Annotated in this window: 20 protein-coding genes; 11 read left to right on the forward strand and 9 right to left on the reverse strand. The window is 43.8% G+C overall.

Annotated elements, in window-relative coordinates:
• The first annotated feature begins 89 nt into the window (after nt 1-89).
• The 3 genes from AB4558_RS02735 to cueR all read left to right on the forward strand — a co-directional run bounded on the left by AB4558_RS02735 (nt 90) and on the right by cueR (nt 2,606).
• Nucleotides 90-1,220, forward strand: coding sequence for a porin (locus AB4558_RS02735; protein ID WP_137001209.1), 1,131 nt, complete (start codon nt 90-92; stop codon nt 1,218-1,220).
• A 96-nt stretch (nt 1,221-1,316) separates the two neighbouring features.
• Nucleotides 1,317-2,120: a DUF2057 domain-containing protein gene (locus AB4558_RS02740; protein WP_372074684.1), complete on the forward strand. Its 804-nt coding sequence runs from the start codon at nt 1,317-1,319 to the stop codon at nt 2,118-2,120.
• A gap of 93 nt (nt 2,121-2,213) precedes the next feature.
• A complete protein-coding gene (cueR, locus tag AB4558_RS02745; protein WP_017061928.1) occupies nt 2,214-2,606 on the forward strand; it encodes a Cu(I)-responsive transcriptional regulator in 393 nt (130 codons plus the stop codon).
• A gap of 76 nt (nt 2,607-2,682) precedes the next feature.
• Here the strand turns inward: cueR and AB4558_RS02750 are convergent, their stop codons facing one another.
• From AB4558_RS02750 to AB4558_RS02775, 6 genes are all read right to left on the reverse strand, one after another.
• A complete protein-coding gene (locus AB4558_RS02750) occupies nt 2,683-2,862 on the reverse strand; it encodes a hypothetical protein (protein ID WP_017061927.1) in 180 nt (59 codons plus the stop codon).
• A gap of 319 nt (nt 2,863-3,181) precedes the next feature.
• On the reverse strand, nt 3,182-3,631 hold the full coding sequence (locus tag AB4558_RS02755; protein ID WP_372074682.1) for an NfeD family protein: 450 nt from the start codon (nt 3,629-3,631) through the stop codon (nt 3,182-3,184).
• 3 nt (nt 3,632-3,634) lie between these two features.
• Nucleotides 3,635-4,564 carry an SPFH domain-containing protein gene (locus AB4558_RS02760; protein ID WP_017063395.1) on the reverse strand — a complete coding sequence of 310 codons (930 nt, stop codon included), beginning with the start codon at nt 4,562-4,564 and terminating at the stop codon, nt 3,635-3,637.
• Between the two features lie 197 nt (nt 4,565-4,761).
• Entirely contained in the window at nt 4,762-5,616 is an 855-nt protein-coding gene (locus tag AB4558_RS02765) for a co-chaperone YbbN (protein ID WP_017061924.1), read from the reverse strand.
• A 396-nt stretch (nt 5,617-6,012) separates the two neighbouring features.
• Nucleotides 6,013-6,840 carry an SDR family oxidoreductase gene (locus AB4558_RS02770; protein ID WP_017061923.1) on the reverse strand — a complete coding sequence of 276 codons (828 nt, stop codon included), beginning with the start codon at nt 6,838-6,840 and terminating at the stop codon, nt 6,013-6,015.
• Between the two features lie 43 nt (nt 6,841-6,883).
• On the reverse strand, nt 6,884-7,798 hold the full coding sequence (locus tag AB4558_RS02775) for a TIGR01777 family oxidoreductase (protein WP_372056258.1): 915 nt from the start codon (nt 7,796-7,798) through the stop codon (nt 6,884-6,886).
• Nucleotides 7,799-8,087: 289 nt separating this feature from the next.
• Between AB4558_RS02775 and AB4558_RS02780 the strand changes: the two genes are divergently transcribed.
• Genes AB4558_RS02780 through yfcE form a run of 5 tightly spaced genes read left to right on the forward strand, consistent with a single transcriptional unit; the run spans nt 8,088 to nt 10,950 of the window.
• Nucleotides 8,088-8,822 carry a DUF1538 domain-containing protein gene (locus AB4558_RS02780; protein WP_017072437.1) on the forward strand — a complete coding sequence of 245 codons (735 nt, stop codon included), beginning with the start codon at nt 8,088-8,090 and terminating at the stop codon, nt 8,820-8,822.
• On the forward strand, nt 8,819-9,613 hold the full coding sequence (locus tag AB4558_RS02785) for a DUF1538 domain-containing protein (protein ID WP_017062208.1): 795 nt from the start codon (nt 8,819-8,821) through the stop codon (nt 9,611-9,613). The genes AB4558_RS02780 and AB4558_RS02785 overlap by 4 nt, the downstream gene beginning before the upstream one ends.
• On the forward strand, nt 9,603-9,953 hold the full coding sequence (locus tag AB4558_RS02790) for a P-II family nitrogen regulator (RefSeq protein ID WP_017062207.1): 351 nt from the start codon (nt 9,603-9,605) through the stop codon (nt 9,951-9,953). The genes AB4558_RS02785 and AB4558_RS02790 overlap by 11 nt, the downstream gene beginning before the upstream one ends.
• Complete coding sequence (locus AB4558_RS02795) at nt 9,950-10,357, forward strand: CBS domain-containing protein (RefSeq protein WP_017062206.1); 408 nt, start codon at nt 9,950-9,952, stop codon at nt 10,355-10,357. Before AB4558_RS02790 ends, AB4558_RS02795 begins: the two co-directional genes overlap by 4 nt.
• Nucleotides 10,358-10,404: 47 nt before the next feature.
• Nucleotides 10,405-10,950, forward strand: coding sequence for a phosphodiesterase (gene yfcE, locus AB4558_RS02800; RefSeq protein ID WP_017068995.1), 546 nt, complete (start codon nt 10,405-10,407; stop codon nt 10,948-10,950).
• A gap of 24 nt (nt 10,951-10,974) precedes the next feature.
• Here yfcE and AB4558_RS02805 read toward each other — a convergent pair whose 3' ends face one another.
• The 3 genes from AB4558_RS02805 to AB4558_RS02815 all read right to left on the reverse strand — a co-directional run bounded on the left by AB4558_RS02805 (nt 10,975) and on the right by AB4558_RS02815 (nt 12,859).
• Nucleotides 10,975-11,295 carry a SelT/SelW/SelH family protein gene (locus tag AB4558_RS02805; RefSeq protein WP_017062204.1) on the reverse strand — a complete coding sequence of 107 codons (321 nt, stop codon included), beginning with the start codon at nt 11,293-11,295 and terminating at the stop codon, nt 10,975-10,977.
• Between the two features lie 135 nt (nt 11,296-11,430).
• Nucleotides 11,431-11,946, reverse strand: a complete 516-nt coding sequence (locus AB4558_RS02810; RefSeq protein WP_372074680.1) for a regulatory protein ToxS — start codon at nt 11,944-11,946, stop codon at nt 11,431-11,433.
• 1 nt (nt 11,947) lies between these two features.
• Entirely contained in the window at nt 11,948-12,859 is a 912-nt protein-coding gene (locus AB4558_RS02815) for a transcriptional regulator (protein ID WP_017063403.1), read from the reverse strand.
• Between the two features lie 271 nt (nt 12,860-13,130).
• On the opposite strand from AB4558_RS02815, the gene htpG reads away from it, so the two are divergent.
• The 3 genes from htpG (at nt 13,131) to hemH (ending at nt 17,308) form a co-directional block, all read left to right on the forward strand.
• Entirely contained in the window at nt 13,131-15,035 is a 1,905-nt protein-coding gene (htpG, locus tag AB4558_RS02820) for a molecular chaperone HtpG (RefSeq protein WP_017062201.1), read from the forward strand.
• Nucleotides 15,036-15,423: 388 nt separating this feature from the next.
• The gene (gene adk, locus AB4558_RS02825) at nt 15,424-16,068 is read left to right on the forward strand and encodes an adenylate kinase (RefSeq protein ID WP_017062200.1); all 645 of its coding nucleotides are present in this window, start codon (nt 15,424-15,426) and stop codon (nt 16,066-16,068) included.
• A gap of 277 nt (nt 16,069-16,345) precedes the next feature.
• Nucleotides 16,346-17,308, forward strand: coding sequence for a ferrochelatase (gene hemH, locus AB4558_RS02830; protein WP_017068992.1), 963 nt, complete (start codon nt 16,346-16,348; stop codon nt 17,306-17,308).
• The last annotated feature ends 82 nt before the right edge of the window (nt 17,309-17,390 follow it).

The following is a 17,390-nucleotide window of genomic DNA, read 5'->3' on the forward strand; positions in this document are numbered from 1 at the left end:
CAAACAAGAAAAGGTATTTCTCTCTACGGCGGCCAACTTTAGGCGGGGAATATTCAAACAGCTATATCCATTTTTAGGAGTTTTATTCCATGGAAAACAAAATTTTCAAACGTACTCTACTAGGTGCATCCGTTGCACTTTTATCGACAGGCGTAATGGCGAAAGAAGTTGGTATCAACTCTGATTTCAACGTTGACGTATACGGTGTTGCAGCTATCTCTCTAGTTAACTACAACACGACTGATAACAATGACTCTAGCTCAGGTTACGCTGTAGAGAATGAATCTCGTATCGGCTTCCGTGCTCATAAAGAGATGTTTGATGACGTATTAATCACAATGCAGATTGAATCTGGTTACGTTGATAGCACTGACTGGTCTCATGGTGGTGTTTCAGGCGGTGTGCTTGGTTTCCGTGATACGTTCGTTGGTGCTTCTGGCTCTTGGGGTAACCTGCGTGTGGGTCGTGTTCTTACTCCACTATACGAAATCGTCGACTGGCCATTCTCTAACCCTGGTCTAGGTTCTGTATTCGATTGGGGCGGCATCAACGGTCACTACGATCGTCAATCTAACCAAGTTCGTTACGATTCAGCTAAATTTGGCGGTTTCTCTTTTGCAGCTTCTGTTGGTCGTGATGATAACGACAACGGCGGCGGTGCAGCGACTCGTGATGCAAACTTTGTTGGCGCAAGTGCTAAGTACAGCTTCGAAAAAATCACATTCATGGCTGGTGTTGAATCTGGTACTCGTGTAACAGCAGATACCGCTGAATCTTGTGTGTTTGACCCAGATGCTCCAGGTACGCCGGATTGTACAGCAGCTGTAGCTGGCTATGATGATGACACGTTCGCTTACATTGTTGGTTTTGAAGCTAGCCTACCAGCTGGATTCGGTATTGCGGCTGCGTATAAAGGCGAAGAGCTAGACAACGGTACGCGTAAATATACGCAAGACTCTTACTCAATCATTGGTCAATACTGGAATGGTCCAATTGGTGTGAAAGTTGGTTATGCTGCAAACTTAGAAGCAGACCTTTCAGGGACTACTGCATCTAACTCTGTATTGTCGGCTGCACAAACTGACGATAGTAACACTATCTCTGCTCAGTTAATGGCTGTTCACAACGGTTTCGTACCTTACCTACGTGTAGCGGGTCGTACTGTTGGTGACGCTGATACAGATATCGTAACTCGCGTTGGTCTTGAGTACGGTTTCTAAGCTAGAATTATCAGCTTAAACAGTTAGATAAAATCAAAACGCTGGTAAATTTTTTTGCCAGCGTTTTTCCATAGTGAACATAAGGAATTAGTCATAATGAATAAAGTTAGTGTAGTTGTATTATCATTATTTTTGGGAGCTTGTAGTTCACTCGATTCACAAAGTAATTTTGCAGACTCAGTTGCTGATGTGCAGCCCAAAGGTGGTTACATTAAAGTAACCGGTCAATCTTACGTAGCAGAAAATAGAGCAAATGTAGGCGCAGACATTCTCAAGTCGTCGCTTTACTTTACATACAATAAAGAAGTAACACCAAATACTGCCCCAGAATCTTCAATTACTATGGACGTGAGTTACTTCCAAAGTTACAAAGAGTACGAAACGGTTAGTTTTTTTGGTAAAACGATAGAATTAGAAGATAGACAAGTACCAAGAGAAAGCTGCAGCGAGCACTGTACTAAGACTCAATATATTAAGTTTCCATTAAGTGACGCTGACATTCAGCAAGCAAGAGAAAAGAACTTAGAATTTACACTTGATGGACAAAACTCAGTAATGAGTACAACTTTCATTGTGCCGAAAGCGTATATCGACACAATCTATAATGGCGCAAATAATCATACAGCTATCGCTGTTGCTCCAGTAGCGGTGCCTGTTGCGGCTGTAGTTGCTGAAGAACCAAAAGCATCACAAGCACAAGAGATGGTGAATTACTGGTATGGTGAAGCAACCAAAGAAGAGCAATCTGCAGTAACAGATTGGGCATTCAAGAACCGTAAGAACGCTAACCCAGCATTACTAGAAGGCTCAAAAGAGATCGAAATGGTTTCATACTGGTTCAATAAGCTAGACAGTGAAGAAAAATCTCAAACTATGATTTGGTTGTTAGAACAAGAGTAAGTTTCTAACGTTACACCCTAGCTATGTTTTTCAGCCGCAGTATTGTATAACAGCAGTACTGCGGTTTTTCATTTTAGGCTTACAGGTAAGATTGTGAATATTGGTGAAGTAGCGAAGCGTGTTGGTACAACAGCGAAATCCATTCGTTTTTACGAAAGTAAAGGCATGATGAGCCCACCGCACCGATCAGAAAATGGTTACAGGCAATATGGCGAGATTCATATCGAACAGTTAGAGTTCGTTTTGAGAGCTAAAATGGTTGGTTTCACTCTCGATGAGTGTAAGTCACTGGTTGAGTTGGCAATGAATCCCAACAGACAAAGCTACGAAGTAAAGAAGAAGGCTACTCAGAAGTTAGATGAAATAGAGTTGAAGCTTGCGGAGTTAAACAAGATGAAGGTGCAGCTACAATCTTGGGTACATGACTGCCCTGGAGATACTTCAACGGAATGTCCTATCTTGAATAATCTATCTGGCCGCAGTTAGGTTATTCCAGTTCTAAATAATCGTCAGGCAGCAATTTCATTACTAGCCTGACTTTAATCACCTATCACAGCACCTATCACAGCACCTTTCCGCCGTAATGTTTACAGATCAACAGTGGTACATGAGTGACTGCGTTACCATCTGAACACTTAACGATAGGCCCCATGTTTCCGTTACCAGGAGACTGACTGCTCGCTAGAGCGCTTCCAAATGACAAGCTGAAAATAGCCGTTAGAATTATTAAAAAATGTCTCATACAAACTCCATTAGGTTTATCTCTAATTGAGATAATTGAAAGTATGGACAAGGAAAAGAAAATTTCAAAAATTGGACGGACTTAACATTTTTAATAATTATAAATAAGCGAGAGTAAGGTTAACTATTCATATATATATTGGGTAAGAAATCTGGCTTTCTTATACCTTTTTAGCTCAATCAAACTTTTTAGCTTTACGAAATAAGAACTTATTTTTTTTTCAATTCAATCTATCGCAATGATAATTCGAATATTATTAAGGTTCAAAAATAGAAAAAGCCTGCATTTATTGAAAATGCAGGCTTCATATAGCTCTTGTTTATAAAGGTTCTATTATTAGAACGATTCCGTCTAAAGCGACAATCTTAATTTCGGTTCCAGATGGAATATCTTGACTGGCCTTTGCTGACCAAGAAGAGTCACCGAACTTAATTCGACAGCTACCTTTCTTTACGTCTTCACTTAAAATAACGGTTTGACCTACCAATTGCTTTTCTCTTTGGTTTAACTCTCGCCCTGCATCCGATTGCTTGTCATTCGAGAGTTGTCTTCTCCACCACAACCAAGTGGTAATAAGAGAGAAGCTAGCAAAGGACAGCCATTGCATCTGCCAACCAATTGGTAATGCTCCTAATAGGGCACCGACCAGCATGGCAGATATGCCTATCCATAAAAAGTAACCAGCGGTTCCAATTACCTCAAGCGCTAACAATGCTAGACCAAACGCTAACCAATGCCAGTGGTTTACTTGTTCTAGTAATTCGACCATAAGTTAGTCCTTACTACCTTTGTCATTCTTATGTGCAAACATCTCCGCGATACCCGCTACAGAACCCATAAGGCCAGTTGCTTCGAGTGGTAGCATGATGATCTTGCCGTTTTCAGCTTGGCCTATAGATTTCAATGCGTCGGTGTAACCTTGTGCAATGAAGTAATTGACCGCTTGCATGTCACCTTGAGCAATTGCCGTTGATACCATTTCTGTCGCTTTAGCTTCTGCTTCTGCGGCACGCTCACGGGCTTCTGCTTGCAATATTGCCGCTTGCTTCTCACCTTCTGCTTTCAGGATCTCTGATTGCTTGTGGCCTTCTGCTTTCAAGATCTCAGCTTGTCGTACACCTTCTGCTTCTAAGATATCAGCACGTTTATTACGCTCGGCTTTCATCTGGGCATTCATCGCAGCAGTAAGGTCTGCTGGTGGCTGTACGTCTTTAATTTCGATACGGGTGACTTTTACGCCCCAAGGGTTTGTCGCTTCATCAACGATGTTCAGTAGCTTGGTATTGATCATGTCACGCTGACTCAGCATCTCATCCAGTTCCATCGAGCCAAGCACAGTACGGATATTGGTGAGGGTTAAGTTACGGATCGCATGTTCAAGGTCATTCACTTCATAAGCTGCCTTAGGCGCGTCGATAACTTGAACAAAACAAACCGCATCGATAACCACATTTGCATTATCTTTGGAGATGACTTCTTGTGCTGGGATGTCGAGAACACGCTCCATCATGCTGATGCGCTGTCCAACTTTATCAATAAATGGAATGATTAAGTTAAGACCCGGTTTAAGGGTGTGTGTGTATCGCCCGAAGCGTTCAACGGTCCAGTTGTTGCCTTGTGGAACGGTTTTTACGCCAGCGAAGATAAATAACAGTGCGACGGCAGTAAAGACGCCGATAGTAATCAAGGTATCAATAGGCATACAAAATCCTTTGCAAGTTTGAGTTTTTGATAGTTCAGTATTGATACTGGCTCATATTTAAATTCTGAGCAAATTTATAAACGAGAAATGGGCCATAAATCATTGATTTTATGGCCCATTTTACATTCTATTATGCGATAAACTAATTGATTGAATTGTCAATTTTCGATGTTTAATCTACGGCTTTTTAGGTTTAACTAGTAAAGCAGAGAGTACAGTTGTCGACGGTACTTACTGGCAACTGGGTTACCTTGTCCAAGCGCACTCAAGATGTCCATGAACTCTTTCTTCATGTCACCATCGAGAGCATTAAGATCTTTGGCTAGGAAAGACCATAATAGATCCATAGCTTCTTCACTGCGGTTCACTTGGTGATATTGCAATGCTAATTCAGATGCTGTTTTAGCGTCGCTCGGATTTTGCTGAAGAGCGGCTTCTAATGCTTGTATTTCAGGGCTGTCTGCTGCTTGTTTATGAAGTTCAAGCTTTGCAACTAAGCCTTTGTAGTAGTTGTCTTGGTACTCAAGAGGGATAGTTGCTAGCTGAGTTTCAGCAAGGTCAAATTGTTGTGTTTCTAACAAACACTCTGCGATCGCCAGTTTTACTTCACCTTTATTCGTCAGCTCTGCTGGAAGTTGCTGCATTGCTGCTAGTGCCTGTGTGTGCTCGCCAGCTTGCATTTGCTCAAGAGCCTGACGCAAAGCAAGTTCATCTTGGCTAGGAAGGTGTTTGCTGAGCATATCGACAATAGCTTCTATGCTTTGAGGGCCACCGAGCCCATCGACTGGCTGACCATTAACAAACAGTGCAATAGTGGGCAGTGCTTGAACACCAAACTGGCTAGCAATAGCTTGCTCTTGTTCGCAATTGAGCAGGGCTAAGGTGAAGGCACCGTTGTATTGCTGAGTTAAAGTTTGCAGTTCAGGAATGACTTGGGCGCTCTCTTGGCTCATTGGTGCCCAAAAATGGATGAGTACAGGGGTCTGCATCGAACCTTCTAATACTTGACGAAAGTTCTGCTCATTAAGTTCAACAATATGCGGAGATTGCATTTACGTTCCTTGAGGTTTGTTTTGTGGATACGTTGCAAATATGGGGGGGTTAGTCGGTAACTTCAAGATCTAACTCGGTTATCTCGGATAAAAAGAACCAAAAATAGAAAAACGCTATGCTTCGATGTTGATAGAGTTGTTATCTCAACATGGAAGGCATAGCGTTATCATCGAGGTAGTCAGTGAGGCGTTGCGTGAGATACTCAAAACAGAATAAACAACGTAATCGCCAGACCCACACCTACCCAATTAAGGCGGTTTAAAGTCATGAGATTTCCAGAGTAGAACCATCAATTGGGAATAACTGATGGGATAGGATAATCATGACATCTTATTGTTACGGAAAAATTACATCGTTACATTAAAGTTTGCGACTCTGCATTCAAAGTTAGTAATTTATGCAGCTTTTCTCAAAATAGGGTCTAGCAAGCGACTCGGTAGAATCCTTTTCAATACCGCGAACACTTTAGTCGGGGTCGTAACTCGGTATCTTAGCTTGGGTTTGTCGGCGGTGAGAGCATGGAATACCGGCTCAATACAACTTTCTGGAGGCAGGACAAAAGCGTTATTCGATGATTCTTTTTCGAGTCGATCTTTTTGTTGTTGGTAAGCGTCTTGGTGGGCGCTGCCAGAAATGTTGATCCATTTATTGAACGCTTTCAAGGCATTGGTTCTAAATTGAGTCTCAATTGGCCCTGGTTGCAGTAATGAGATCTGTATACCGCTGCCATGCAGTTCTAATCGTAAGGTATCTGTCCAACCCTCAATCGCGAATTTAGAAGCATTATAAGCACCACGATACTTCATGGCTGCAAAACCTAATACGGAACTGTTTTGTACGATTCGACCTTCGCCACGCTCGCGCATGTGCGGAAGGATCTGACAGACGAGATGATGCCAACCAAAGAAGTTGGTTTCGAATTGTTCTCTGAGCCCTTGGGTCGGTAAGTCTTCTAGTGCCCCTGCTTGACCGTAAGCACCGTTATTGAATAATCCATACAATCCATTAGGTGCGAGATCAATAGCAAGCTTGGCGCCATGCTCAATACTTTCTTGGTTGGAAAGATCTAATTGAATACAGGTGAGGCCTTCATCTTGAAGGCGTTGAACATCTTGTGGATCACGACAAGATGCAATGACATGAAAACCACGCTTTTGAAGTGCATGAGCACATGTATAGCCAATACCTGTTGAGCAACCGGTAATCAGAATCGACTTGTTCACACTTAATCCTTTATTAGAGTCTCTATCGCTCTAGGGTAAAGAATTAGTCTTGATGTTGTAACAAGTTTTTTAGTGCTGGCTCGATTCTTGAGTAACTAAAGATGAATCCCATCTCAGTGAGTTTCTTCGGCTTGGAGCGAATGCTGTCAAATAGCAAACAAGATGATTCCCCCATGAGAATCGACATTGCCCATTTCGGCGTGAATAAGAAATGCGGTCGGCCTAATTGTTTCGCTAACGTGCTGCTGAACAGTTTGTTGGTCACAGGGTGAGGGGCACACATATTGAATTCCCCTTGAGCGTGGGGGAGTGACAACAAGTGATTGATGGCTCTCACCATATCGAGAATGTGAATCCATGGCATGTACTGCTCACCTGAACCTATTGGACCACCGACGCCGAGTTTATAAGGCAATAGCATCTTCTTGAGTGCGCCGCCATTCTCGCCAAGTACAACCCCTGTTCGCAGTAGTATCACGCGTGTGCTTTCTGATTGTGCTCGCTTGGCTATCTCTTCCCAGTGGGCACAGACTTTATGAGGAAAGCTTTCATCTTCTACTTGCAGTGACTCGTCAAACGGGTGCTGCTGTTGATCGCCATAGTAACCCACGGCTGAACCGCTAATAAAAGCGTGTGGCGGGTTGCTACTGGCATGAATTAATTCGACCAGCTTTTCAGTGATGTGCCAGCGGCTGTTACAGATCCTCTCTTTTTGTTCTGTACTCCAACGCTTATCGGCAATCGGCTCACCCGCGAGGTTGACCACCACATCAAAGTCATTGAGATCACTGAGCTCATCAAGGGATTGAATGTAATGAAGGTTGTTCTGGTTGAGGTGATTTAGGTTTTGCTTCGCATTTTCAGGACTCCGCGTCAGCAATGTCACGTCGTCAGTGTTCCAACTCTTGACCAATTCAGAGCCAATAAATCCAGTACCACCCGTTAACAATATCTTCATACCAATCTCCCTATTAAACATAATTATAGACATGGCTTGTTTTTAGTCGCCAATCAATACGAAAAAATCACTATAACGATCATAAGGTTTCAATCGTGTGATGCCCAAATTACGCCTTTTTCAATTTACAAAGGAGTGAAATTAAATTCATCAAGTCAGGATGTGTACCGTCATCACACTTATGCACTTTACTCGGATATGTTACCAACTGCGTAATATTTGTCACATAAGCAATGATAAGGATTTGCCATGATTATTATTAATTCATAATCAGCGACAAGGAATTGCGATGACGGCGGTGCTTGCTTTGTTTCGATCCATGTTAGGTAGCCTGAGGGATCTACTGCCAATCGTGGCGGTAATCGCTTTCTTCCAGCTTGCTGTCTTACAAGAGCCACTTCCTCATCTTTTATCTATTCTGACTGGCTTAGTGCTCGTCGTTTTTGGACTCACTTTCTTTATCTTTGGCCTTGAAATGGGGTTGTTTCCAATTGGCGAATCGATGGCTCAAGCATTTGCCAGAAAGGGGAGTGTGTTCTGGTTATTGATCTTCGCTTTTTGTTTGGGTTTTGGTACCACCATAGCCGAGCCAGCGTTAACCGCAGTCGCTGCCGAAGCCGCAGAAGTGGCAGCTGAGGGAGGTGTAATCCCCAATACGTTAGATGAAATGGAGCAGTATGCCAATGGCCTGCGCTTTACTGTGGCACTGTCAGTCGGTATCGCTATTTTACTCGGTGTGCTGAGAATCTTAAAAGGTTGGCCAATCCAGTACATGATCATCGGTGGATATATTGGAGTGGTCGTGCTCACTGCATTTGCTCCGGAAAACATCATTGGAATTGCGTATGACTCTGGTGGAGTAACGACATCGACGATCACCGTCCCATTAGTAACTGCGTTAGGGGTGGGTTTAGCCTCGGCAATTAAAGGGCGTAATCCGATGATAGATGGTTTTGGGTTGATCGCGTTTGCTTCGTTGCTGCCGATGATGTTTGTCATGGTGTACGGGATGGTGGTGACATGATCAGTGTTCAGCAGTTTATCGACACCTTTCTCGGCACTGTGATGGATGTGATCCCGATTGCGATCATCATCTTCGGTTTTCAGTTGGCGGTATTACGAAAGCCAGTCAATAACCTAGCCAAAGTGCTGATCGGTTTCTTCTACGTCATTCTTGGCTTATCACTCTTTTTGATGGGATTGGAACTCGCGTTATTCCCTCTAGGGGAGACGATGGCAATGCAACTCACCGAGCCAAGTTTTTTGACTGAGTTTAAGATCAGTTCTGGTCTTGCTTTGGCTTGGTTTGATTATTACTGGGTCTATCTTTTCGCGTTTTGTATTGGTTTCAGCACCACGATAGCCGAGCCCTCTTTGATTGCTGTAGCGATTAAGGCGAACCAAGTTTCCGGTGGCAGTATCAGCGTCAATGGGCTGAGGATCGCCGTGGCATTGGGCGTTGCTATCGGTATCTCACTGGGCAGCTACCGTATCGTTGCGGGTGACCCGATCCACTACTACATCATTTTTGGTTATGTCGTCGTGGTCATTCAAACCTTTTACGCCCCAAAACTCATTATTCCATTGGCCTACGATTCGGGTGGCGTCACTACATCAACGGTGACAGTCCCTTTAGTGACGGCGCTCGGGCTTGGACTCGCTTCAACCGTACCAGGAAGAAACCCTGTTATTGATGGCTTTGGGTTGATCGCCTTTGCCAGCTTATTTCCCATCATTTCAGTGATGGGCTATGCCCAAATAACACAATGGTTAAACCGTTTACACACCTCTAAGGAGAGCAAAGATGCGCTTTAAACTTATCTTAGCGTTTGTAGAAGAGAGCAAGACCGACACTGTGCTCGATGCCGCGCGTGATGCGGGCGCGACTGGAGCAACGGTGATTAACAACGCCAGAGGGCAAGGCTTAAACCAAAAAACCACCTTCTTTGGCCTAACGCTAGAGGTACAAAAAGATGTGTTGCTGTTTGTGGTTGAGGAACACTTAGCGAGGCATATTCTTGAAACTATTGGCGAAGTCGGTGAGTTTGACCAGGAGTCAGGACAAGGTATAGCGGTGCAGATCGATATCGAAGACGCAGTCGGGGTTGCGCATCAAGTCGAGACGTTAACAAAGGTTGTGGAGGATGAGCTATGAGTACCAGTGAAAAGATCCGAGTAGGCGATGTCATGGCCAATACGTATGTGATTATCGATGGGCTAACCACGGTGTTAGAAGCGATAGAGATGGCTAAAAAGCACAAAGTGAAGGCAATCATTGTCGATAAACGCCACGAAGATGACGAATACGGCATCGTATTGATGAATGACATTGCCAAGAAAGTACTGGCTAAGAACCGATCTCCAAAGCGAACCAATGTTTATGAGATCATGACCAAGCCAGCGCTAAGCGTGTCTGCTGAGATGAACGTAAAGTATTGCGCTCGCCTGTTTGAACGCTTTGGTATCAGTCGTGCGCCAGTAGTTCGTGATAACAAGATAGTCGGTATGGTTAGTTACAATAATATCGTGATCAATGGTATGGCGAGAGATGACGTGTAGCATTTAGATACGTACAATAGGCTCATAAATTTTATGGAGAAGTACGTGTGAAATTATTTTTTGCTTCAGACCTACACGGTTCGCTGCCAGCAACAGAAAAGGTATTAGAACTCTACCAAGCATCTGGTGCGCAATATTTAGTTCTATTGGGTGACATTCTGAATCATGGACCAAGAAATCCGATTCCAGAAGGATACAACCCGCCGGCGGTTGCAGATAAGTTGAATGCGTTTTCTCAAGAGATCATTGCCGTTCGTGGTAACTGCGATAGCGAAGTGGATCAGATGTTGTTGTCTTTTCCAATGATGATGGATTACTCGTGGGTGCTATTAGAATCAGGCCAGCGTATCTTCCTAACGCATGGCCATTTGTACAACACCAATAAACGCCCTGCGTTGAAGGCGGGCGATATCATTGCACACGGTCATACCCATATTCCTGTCGCCGAATACCAAGATGACATCTTTATCTTTAACCCTAGCTCGGTGACATTCCCACGAGAGGGACACGCGGCAAGCTATGGCATCTATGAAAACAATACCTTCAAAGTCATTAGCCTTGAAGGTGATGTTCTCGTGAGTGGTCAGCTTTAAATCATTGGATCGGCTGTGAAAGGCTTATTTTGAGTCCACGTGGCCGAGATCTCTGTCTGGAGCAATGATGTTTCGTACTCTTTGCTTCAGAACTTTCGCCTCTGGAAAACCGTCATCTGCTTTTCTTTCCCAAATCTGCACACCATTACAAAAGATTTCGAACCTGCCTCCCGTGTCTGGGTGTAAGCTCACTTGTTCAATTTCTTCGCTGAAGGTATGCAGTAGCTCTTGGCATAACCAACTAGAGCGAAGCATCCAATTGCATTGACGGCAATAGTGTATCGCGATTGTGGCTTTTGTTGCTGTCTCTTTCGCTGGCGCCAGATTAGGTTGTTCCGTTTTCATGGTTAATCCTTAAAATGCTACATCCGTAATTTGATACCAACGGCTAACAAAAAAGGGGCTTCATGCCCCTTTTTTCTATTGGTTTACCGTTTCATGGTATTCAGCTATTCATAAACAGTAAATAGCGATCCAATCTTAGTTTGAAAACAATACGGTAGAACCATGATTTAAGCTAGTCAGTAGCAGTGCCTTCGGGTTAACAATATCTATGCGGCGGCTTTGCTCTGCGTCCATCTTAATGACTTGAGTGATCAGCTCTAGCTGTTCTTCTGAAAAGTCTTGGCGCTGAGCCGAGGTCACATCTTTAAACTCCGTTGGCGAAATCAGTAAGTAGTTATCGTTAATATCCCACTGACCCGTTTCAGAGATGTTGATGACATTCGCAGGCTCAGTTTGATTACCGTAAAGTCTAACCACTGACATTCTTAAATATGTACCATTTGGTAGGTATTTCGCATTCGATGATAGTTCAACTCTACGAAGTGGGCCTATTGAGTCAGCTTGCTTGTTATCGCTAATCAGCGTCACCATTCTCGACTGCCATTCATGCTGAGTGAGTAAGCGCTCTACTTTTGCATCGCTGCTCCAATATAACCAACCGCTCAAAAATGCCGATAGAACCAGTAAGATAATCGATACTTTTAATTTCATGTTACTTACCACCGTTACAAATGTCGTTTACATCCGACTGGTTTGCGTAAATTCTTAGGGTTACATTTTCGCTCGAGTAATCTTGCGGGTGAATGTAGTTGAGGGCAAGGTTATTGGTTTGTCCTCCTGTAGCGATCACTTCAGCCGGCTTTAACACACCAGTGTGACTCGTGTTGTAACTTAATACACACTTTTCTATTGCTGGCAGCCAACTGCTGAGGTCTGGGTGGTTAACCGGTGATTGAACCTTTACACCATCCACTTCAGTCAAAACCGTGAACTCGGACTCCACCGGGGTAGTAAACGTTAAAACGAGAATCGGCATGATGAAAGCGGCAAGCAGTAACCAAAATGTTAACCATTTATTGGTGCTTTTAGCCGGAGCTACAACAGGAGCGGTTGCTGGTTCTACTGCCACTTTAGTTTGTTGAACTTTTGTAATTGGCTCAGGTTCAAATGTGTCAGTGATTGCTTGTTCAGTCGCTGCAGGCGTTGCAAACGTTAGGATAGGTTCAACGTCATTTTCTGCAATTTCAGCGGCTACTGGCTGATCATTTGATGACAGTGGCGCAGAGCGCTCAACGGTCGCAATAAATTGGTAACCGCGCTTCGGTACTGTCTTTACGAATTCAGGAGATTTAGTCGAGTCTTTGAGCATCTTTCTCAGAGTCGATACGGCTTGCGTTAAGCTTGAGTCATCCACCTCAAAGCCTTGGTCTCGCCAAACATACTCATGCAATTCATTACGAGTGATAACTTCATTAGGCCTTTCTGACAGCATCAAGAGAATGCGGCTTTCATTGCTACCAAGACGTACGACTTCACCGTCGCTCATTTGATCGACAAGTGAATTGCTGTTTGGGTCGAATACGAACCGTTGTGCGAGAATAAACTTTGTGCCGATATTACTCATTGAATTCTTCTATTTTGGATTGTTTTGGGGGGCGAAATAGACAAATCTCAGGTGAAGTTCCGTTAATTCTTCACCAAATCATGGCTTATTTTATGTTCTTTTATATTTATCAGGCTCAAGGATAATAAAAACAGATAAAAAAAACAGTGTTTTTATGATTTTTGACCTTGAATTTACATTTGTCATCCTCATGTTAATGAACAGAAGAGTGGCATCAAGTGTTACGCCCCTATGATTATTCAACATAAAGTATAGATGTTTTGGAGTAAAAATGAGCGAAACGGCAACGCAAAATAAAGAGACTCGTGGCTTTCAATCTGAAGTAAAACAACTACTTCATCTAATGATTCACTCACTGTATTCAAATAAAGAAATCTTTCTACGTGAGCTGATCTCTAACGCATCTGACGCGGCTGATAAGCTTCGTTTTCAAGCTCTATCGAACGGTGACCTTTACCAAGGTGATGCAGATCTAGGTGTAAAACTTTCTTTCAACGCGGAAGCAAACACGTTAACCATTTCTGATAACGGTATCGGTATGAGCCGCGACAACGTTATTGAGCATTTAGGTACGATTGCTAAGTCAGGCACTGCAGACTTTTTCTCAAAGCTGTCTGAAGACCAAAGCAAAGACTCTCAACTGATTGGTCAATTTGGTGTGGGTTTCTATTCTGCATTCATCGTCGCAGACGCGGTAACGGTTCGCACACGTGCAGCTGGCCTGCCGAACAATGAAGCTGTTCAGTGGCACTCTGCAGGTGAAGGCGATTACACAATCGAAGACATCACTAAAGAGTCTCGTGGTACTGACATCGTTCTGCACATGCGTGAAGACGGTAAAGAGTTCTTAAATGAGTGGCGTCTGCGTGAAGTGATTGGTAAATATTCTGACCACATCGGTATTCCTGTTTCTATCTTCACAGCAGTGAAAGATGACGAAGGTAAAGACACCGAAGAGAAACATTGGGAACAGATCAACAAGGCGCAAGCGCTTTGGACTCGCAACAAATCTGATATCGAGAAAGAAGAGTACCAAGAGTTTTACAAGCACGTATCTCACGACTTTGCTGATCCACTAACCTGGAGCCACAACAAGGTTGAAGGTAAGAACGATTACACAAGCCTGCTTTACATCCCAGCGAAAGCACCTTGGGACATGATGAACCGTGACCACAAGAGTGGCTTGAAACTTTACGTGCAGCGTGTATTCATCATGGATGACGCAGAGCAGTTCATGCCATCTTACATGCGTTTCGTTCGTGGCTTGATTGACTCAAACGATCTGCCATTGAACGTGTCTCGTGAAATCCTGCAAGACAACAAGGTAACTCAGTCTCTTCGTGGCGCATGTACCAAGCGTGTACTGACTATGCTTGAGCGCATGGCGAAGAATGACAATGATAAGTACCTAGAGTTTTGGAAAGAGTTCGGCCTAGTATTGAAAGAAGGCCCGGCTGAAGATATGGCGAACAAAGAGAAGATCGCTGGTCTACTTCGTTTCTCGTCAACGGAAGTGGATTCTGCTGAACAAACCATCAGCCTAGAATCTTACGTTGAGCGCATGAAAGAAGGCCAAGATAAGATTTACTACCTGACAGCAGATAGCTACGCTGCCGCTAAGAACAGCCCACACTTGGAGCAGTTCAAAGCTAAAGGTATTGAAGTGGTTCTAATGTACGATCGTATTGATGAGTACGTAATGAACTACCTGACTGACTTCGACGGTAAACAGTTCCAATCGATCACTAAAGCAGGCTTAGACCTAAGCAAGTTTGAAGGTGAAGAAGAGAAAGAGAAGCAAAAAGAGACAGAAGAAGAGTTCAAATCTGTTGTAGAGCGCACTCAATCTTACCTAGGTGGTCGTGTTAAAGAAGTTCGTACGACCTTCAAGCTAGCAACAACACCTGCGGTTGTTGTGACTGACGACTTCGAAATGGGCACGCAAATGGCGAAGCTTCTTGAAGCTGCGGGTCAAGCGGCACCGGAAGTGAAGTACATCTTCGAGATTAACCCTGAGCACGCACTGGTTAAACAGATGGCTGACGAAGCAGACGAGCAAGCGTTTGGTCGTTGGGTTGAGTTGCTACTTGGTCAAGCGATGCTGGCTGAAAAGGGCTCAATGGAAGATCCGTCACAATTCTTGGGTGCAATCAACGAGCTACTAACAAAGCGTTAGTCTTTCGACTTTAGGTTAAGCCAACAATTACAATAAAAAGCTCGCAAATGCGGGCTTTTTTTATGAACGTCGTTGAAAATTGACCTAACGTGGTCGACGTCACCGTTATCGTCACAACAAATGTTGTCGATGCATTCTTTAGTCGTAAATTCAGCCAAATTGAATATTAATGTGATAGAATGCTCGACCTAATCAGCTGGGGCTAAGAAGCAACTATCTCCAGTTGTATGATTTTTAAACGTTATACCGAAACTTACCGTTTTGCTTCTGTTCACAGTTTTGCTTAGCCTCAATGGTTACTTAACGCTTTCTGTTCATCCTAAAAATGAGCAAGAATGGAGGGATAGTGAGCTTCGGTATAAATCATAATTTTATAAGAGGATTAAACATGCGCATCATTCTTCTAGGTGCTCCTGGCGCGGGTAAAGGTACTCAAGCTAACTTCATCATGAACAAATTTGGTATCCCTCAAATTTCAACTGGTGACATGCTACGTGCTGCTATCAAAGCGGGTACTGAGCTTGGTAAGCAAGCAAAATCAGTAATCGACGCTGGTCAGCTAGTTTCTGATGAAATTATCCTTGGTCTTATCAAAGAGCGTATCGCTCAAGATGACTGTGAGAAAGGTTTCCTACTAGACGGTTTCCCACGCACAATCCCACAAGCTGATGGCCTAAAAGAAATGGGCATCGCTGTTGATTACGTTGTTGAATTTGACGTAGCTGACGATGTGATTGTTGAGCGTATGGCTGGTCGTCGTGCTCACCTTCCTTCTGGTCGTACATACCACACTGTGTACAATCCGCCTAAAGAAGAAGGTAAAGATGACGTAACGGGTGAAGACCTAGTGGTACGTGATGACGACAAAGAAGAAACAGTTCGTGCACGTCTAGGTGTATACCACGATCAAACAGCTCCGCTAATCTCTTACTACGGTAAAGAAGCTGAAGCAGGTAACACTCAGTACCTTAAGTTTGACGGTACTAAGCAAGTTGCTGAAGTTAGTGCAGAACTTGAGAAAGCACTAGCATAATTGGCTAACAGCCAGTTTTAGAATTTGATATATTGGAAGCGACCTTAAGGGTCGCTTTTTTTGTTTCAATTTTTAGTACGATACCAATCTATATAACTTGATTGCACATGATTCAGAACGGTTCAGACCCGACGGCAGTGGCTAGCAATTGAGAGTGGATGTTGTGTATCTCATATGAAGAATGATTATTCAGACTTTCATTGAGGCGCAATGATCTTAAACTTATGCAGATTAGTATATTACTTTCCAGAAAATCACATATTGGTCTCAGGTATCTATGGAAAATAATAAAAAGCAGGGCGTTTTACTGGTGAACTTAGGAACACCAGATGCGGCGACCCCCGCTGGCGTTCGTCGATTTTTGAGTGAATTCTTACACGACAAGCGAGTTGTAAACCTAACGCGTTGGCTTTGGTGTCCTATATTACATGGCGTGATTTTACCGATTCGCTCGCCTAAAGTTGCTAAGCTGTATCAGTCTGTCTGGATGGATGAGGGCTCACCACTGCTTGTGTACTCTCAAAGACAAGCTGAAAAGCTCCAGAAAAAACTAGAGATGCCTGTTGCACTGGGTATGACCTATGGCAACCCAAGCCTAAAGACTGGTGTTGAGCAACTGATGGAGCAGGGCGTTGAGGACATCATCGTACTGCCTCTGTATCCGCAGTACTCTGGCACAACCACAGCAGCGGTTTCTGATGGTTTGACCAAAGCCTTTAAGCAGATGCCAGTTATCCCGAGCTATCGCTTTATTCGCGACTACTACGCGCACCCAAGCTATGCAAAAGCATTGGCTGAAAGCGTCCGCAGTCATTGGGATAAAAATGGCAGAGCCGATCATTTAGTGTGTTCTTTCCACGGTATTCCGAAGCGACTGGCTGATGAAGGCGATATCTACCCTCAGCATTGTGAAGCGACAACAAAGCTGCTTGCGGCAGAGTTAGGTTTGTTAGCGGACGATATCACCATGACATACCAATCGCGATTTGGTCGAGAAGAGTGGTTGAAGCCATACACTGACGAGACACTTGAGTCACTGCCGAGTAAAGGCATCAAGAAGATCGACATCATGGCACCTGCCTTTTCGGTTGACTGTTTGGAAACGTTGGAAGAGATTTCAGACCAGTGTAAAGAGACGTTCATTGACGCTGGTGGTTCGGACTTTAGCTACATTATGTGTCTGAACGACAGAGACTCACACATCGACATGATGGCTGAACTAGTGGCGCTTCATCGCTAACTGATATGGCGATTGAATAGATAACAAAAGGGCTGCTCATTGAGCAGCCCTTTTTGATCTTGATGTCCCGTCCTGAAATGTG

The organism is Vibrio sp. 10N.222.51.C5 (assembly GCF_041474575.1).
Taxonomy (GTDB): domain Bacteria; phylum Pseudomonadota; class Gammaproteobacteria; order Enterobacterales; family Vibrionaceae; genus Vibrio; species Vibrio crassostreae_C.

What these genes read in the sequence shown, in the direction of transcription:
- AB4558_RS02735 (WP_137001209.1), top strand. Translation starts at nt 90, where the DNA reads ATGGAAAACAAAATTTTCAAACGTACTCTACTAGGTGCATCCGTTGCA.
- AB4558_RS02740 (WP_372074684.1), top strand. Translation starts at nt 1,317, where the DNA reads ATGAATAAAGTTAGTGTAGTTGTATTATCATTATTTTTGGGAGCTTGT.
- AB4558_RS02750 (WP_017061927.1), bottom strand. Translation starts at nt 2,862, where the DNA reads ATGAGACATTTTTTAATAATTCTAACGGCTATTTTCAGCTTGTCATTT.
- AB4558_RS02755 (WP_372074682.1), bottom strand. Translation starts at nt 3,631, where the DNA reads ATGGTCGAATTACTAGAACAAGTAAACCACTGGCATTGGTTAGCGTTT.
- AB4558_RS02760 (WP_017063395.1), bottom strand. Translation starts at nt 4,564, where the DNA reads ATGCCTATTGATACCTTGATTACTATCGGCGTCTTTACTGCCGTCGCA.
- AB4558_RS02765 (WP_017061924.1), bottom strand. Translation starts at nt 5,616, where the DNA reads ATGCAATCTCCGCATATTGTTGAACTTAATGAGCAGAACTTTCGTCAA.
- AB4558_RS02775 (WP_372056258.1), bottom strand. Translation starts at nt 7,798, where the DNA reads ATGAAGATATTGTTAACGGGTGGTACTGGATTTATTGGCTCTGAATTG.
- AB4558_RS02780 (WP_017072437.1), top strand. Translation starts at nt 8,088, where the DNA reads ATGACGGCGGTGCTTGCTTTGTTTCGATCCATGTTAGGTAGCCTGAGG.
- AB4558_RS02785 (WP_017062208.1), top strand. Translation starts at nt 8,819, where the DNA reads ATGATCAGTGTTCAGCAGTTTATCGACACCTTTCTCGGCACTGTGATG.
- AB4558_RS02790 (WP_017062207.1), top strand. Translation starts at nt 9,603, where the DNA reads ATGCGCTTTAAACTTATCTTAGCGTTTGTAGAAGAGAGCAAGACCGAC.
- AB4558_RS02795 (WP_017062206.1), top strand. Translation starts at nt 9,950, where the DNA reads ATGAGTACCAGTGAAAAGATCCGAGTAGGCGATGTCATGGCCAATACG.
- AB4558_RS02805 (WP_017062204.1), bottom strand. Translation starts at nt 11,295, where the DNA reads ATGAAAACGGAACAACCTAATCTGGCGCCAGCGAAAGAGACAGCAACA.
- AB4558_RS02810 (WP_372074680.1), bottom strand. Translation starts at nt 11,946, where the DNA reads ATGAAATTAAAAGTATCGATTATCTTACTGGTTCTATCGGCATTTTTG.
- AB4558_RS02815 (WP_017063403.1), bottom strand. Translation starts at nt 12,859, where the DNA reads ATGAGTAATATCGGCACAAAGTTTATTCTCGCACAACGGTTCGTATTC.
- htpG (WP_017062201.1), top strand. Translation starts at nt 13,131, where the DNA reads ATGAGCGAAACGGCAACGCAAAATAAAGAGACTCGTGGCTTTCAATCT.
- adk (WP_017062200.1), top strand. Translation starts at nt 15,424, where the DNA reads ATGCGCATCATTCTTCTAGGTGCTCCTGGCGCGGGTAAAGGTACTCAA.
- hemH (WP_017068992.1), top strand. Translation starts at nt 16,346, where the DNA reads ATGGAAAATAATAAAAAGCAGGGCGTTTTACTGGTGAACTTAGGAACA.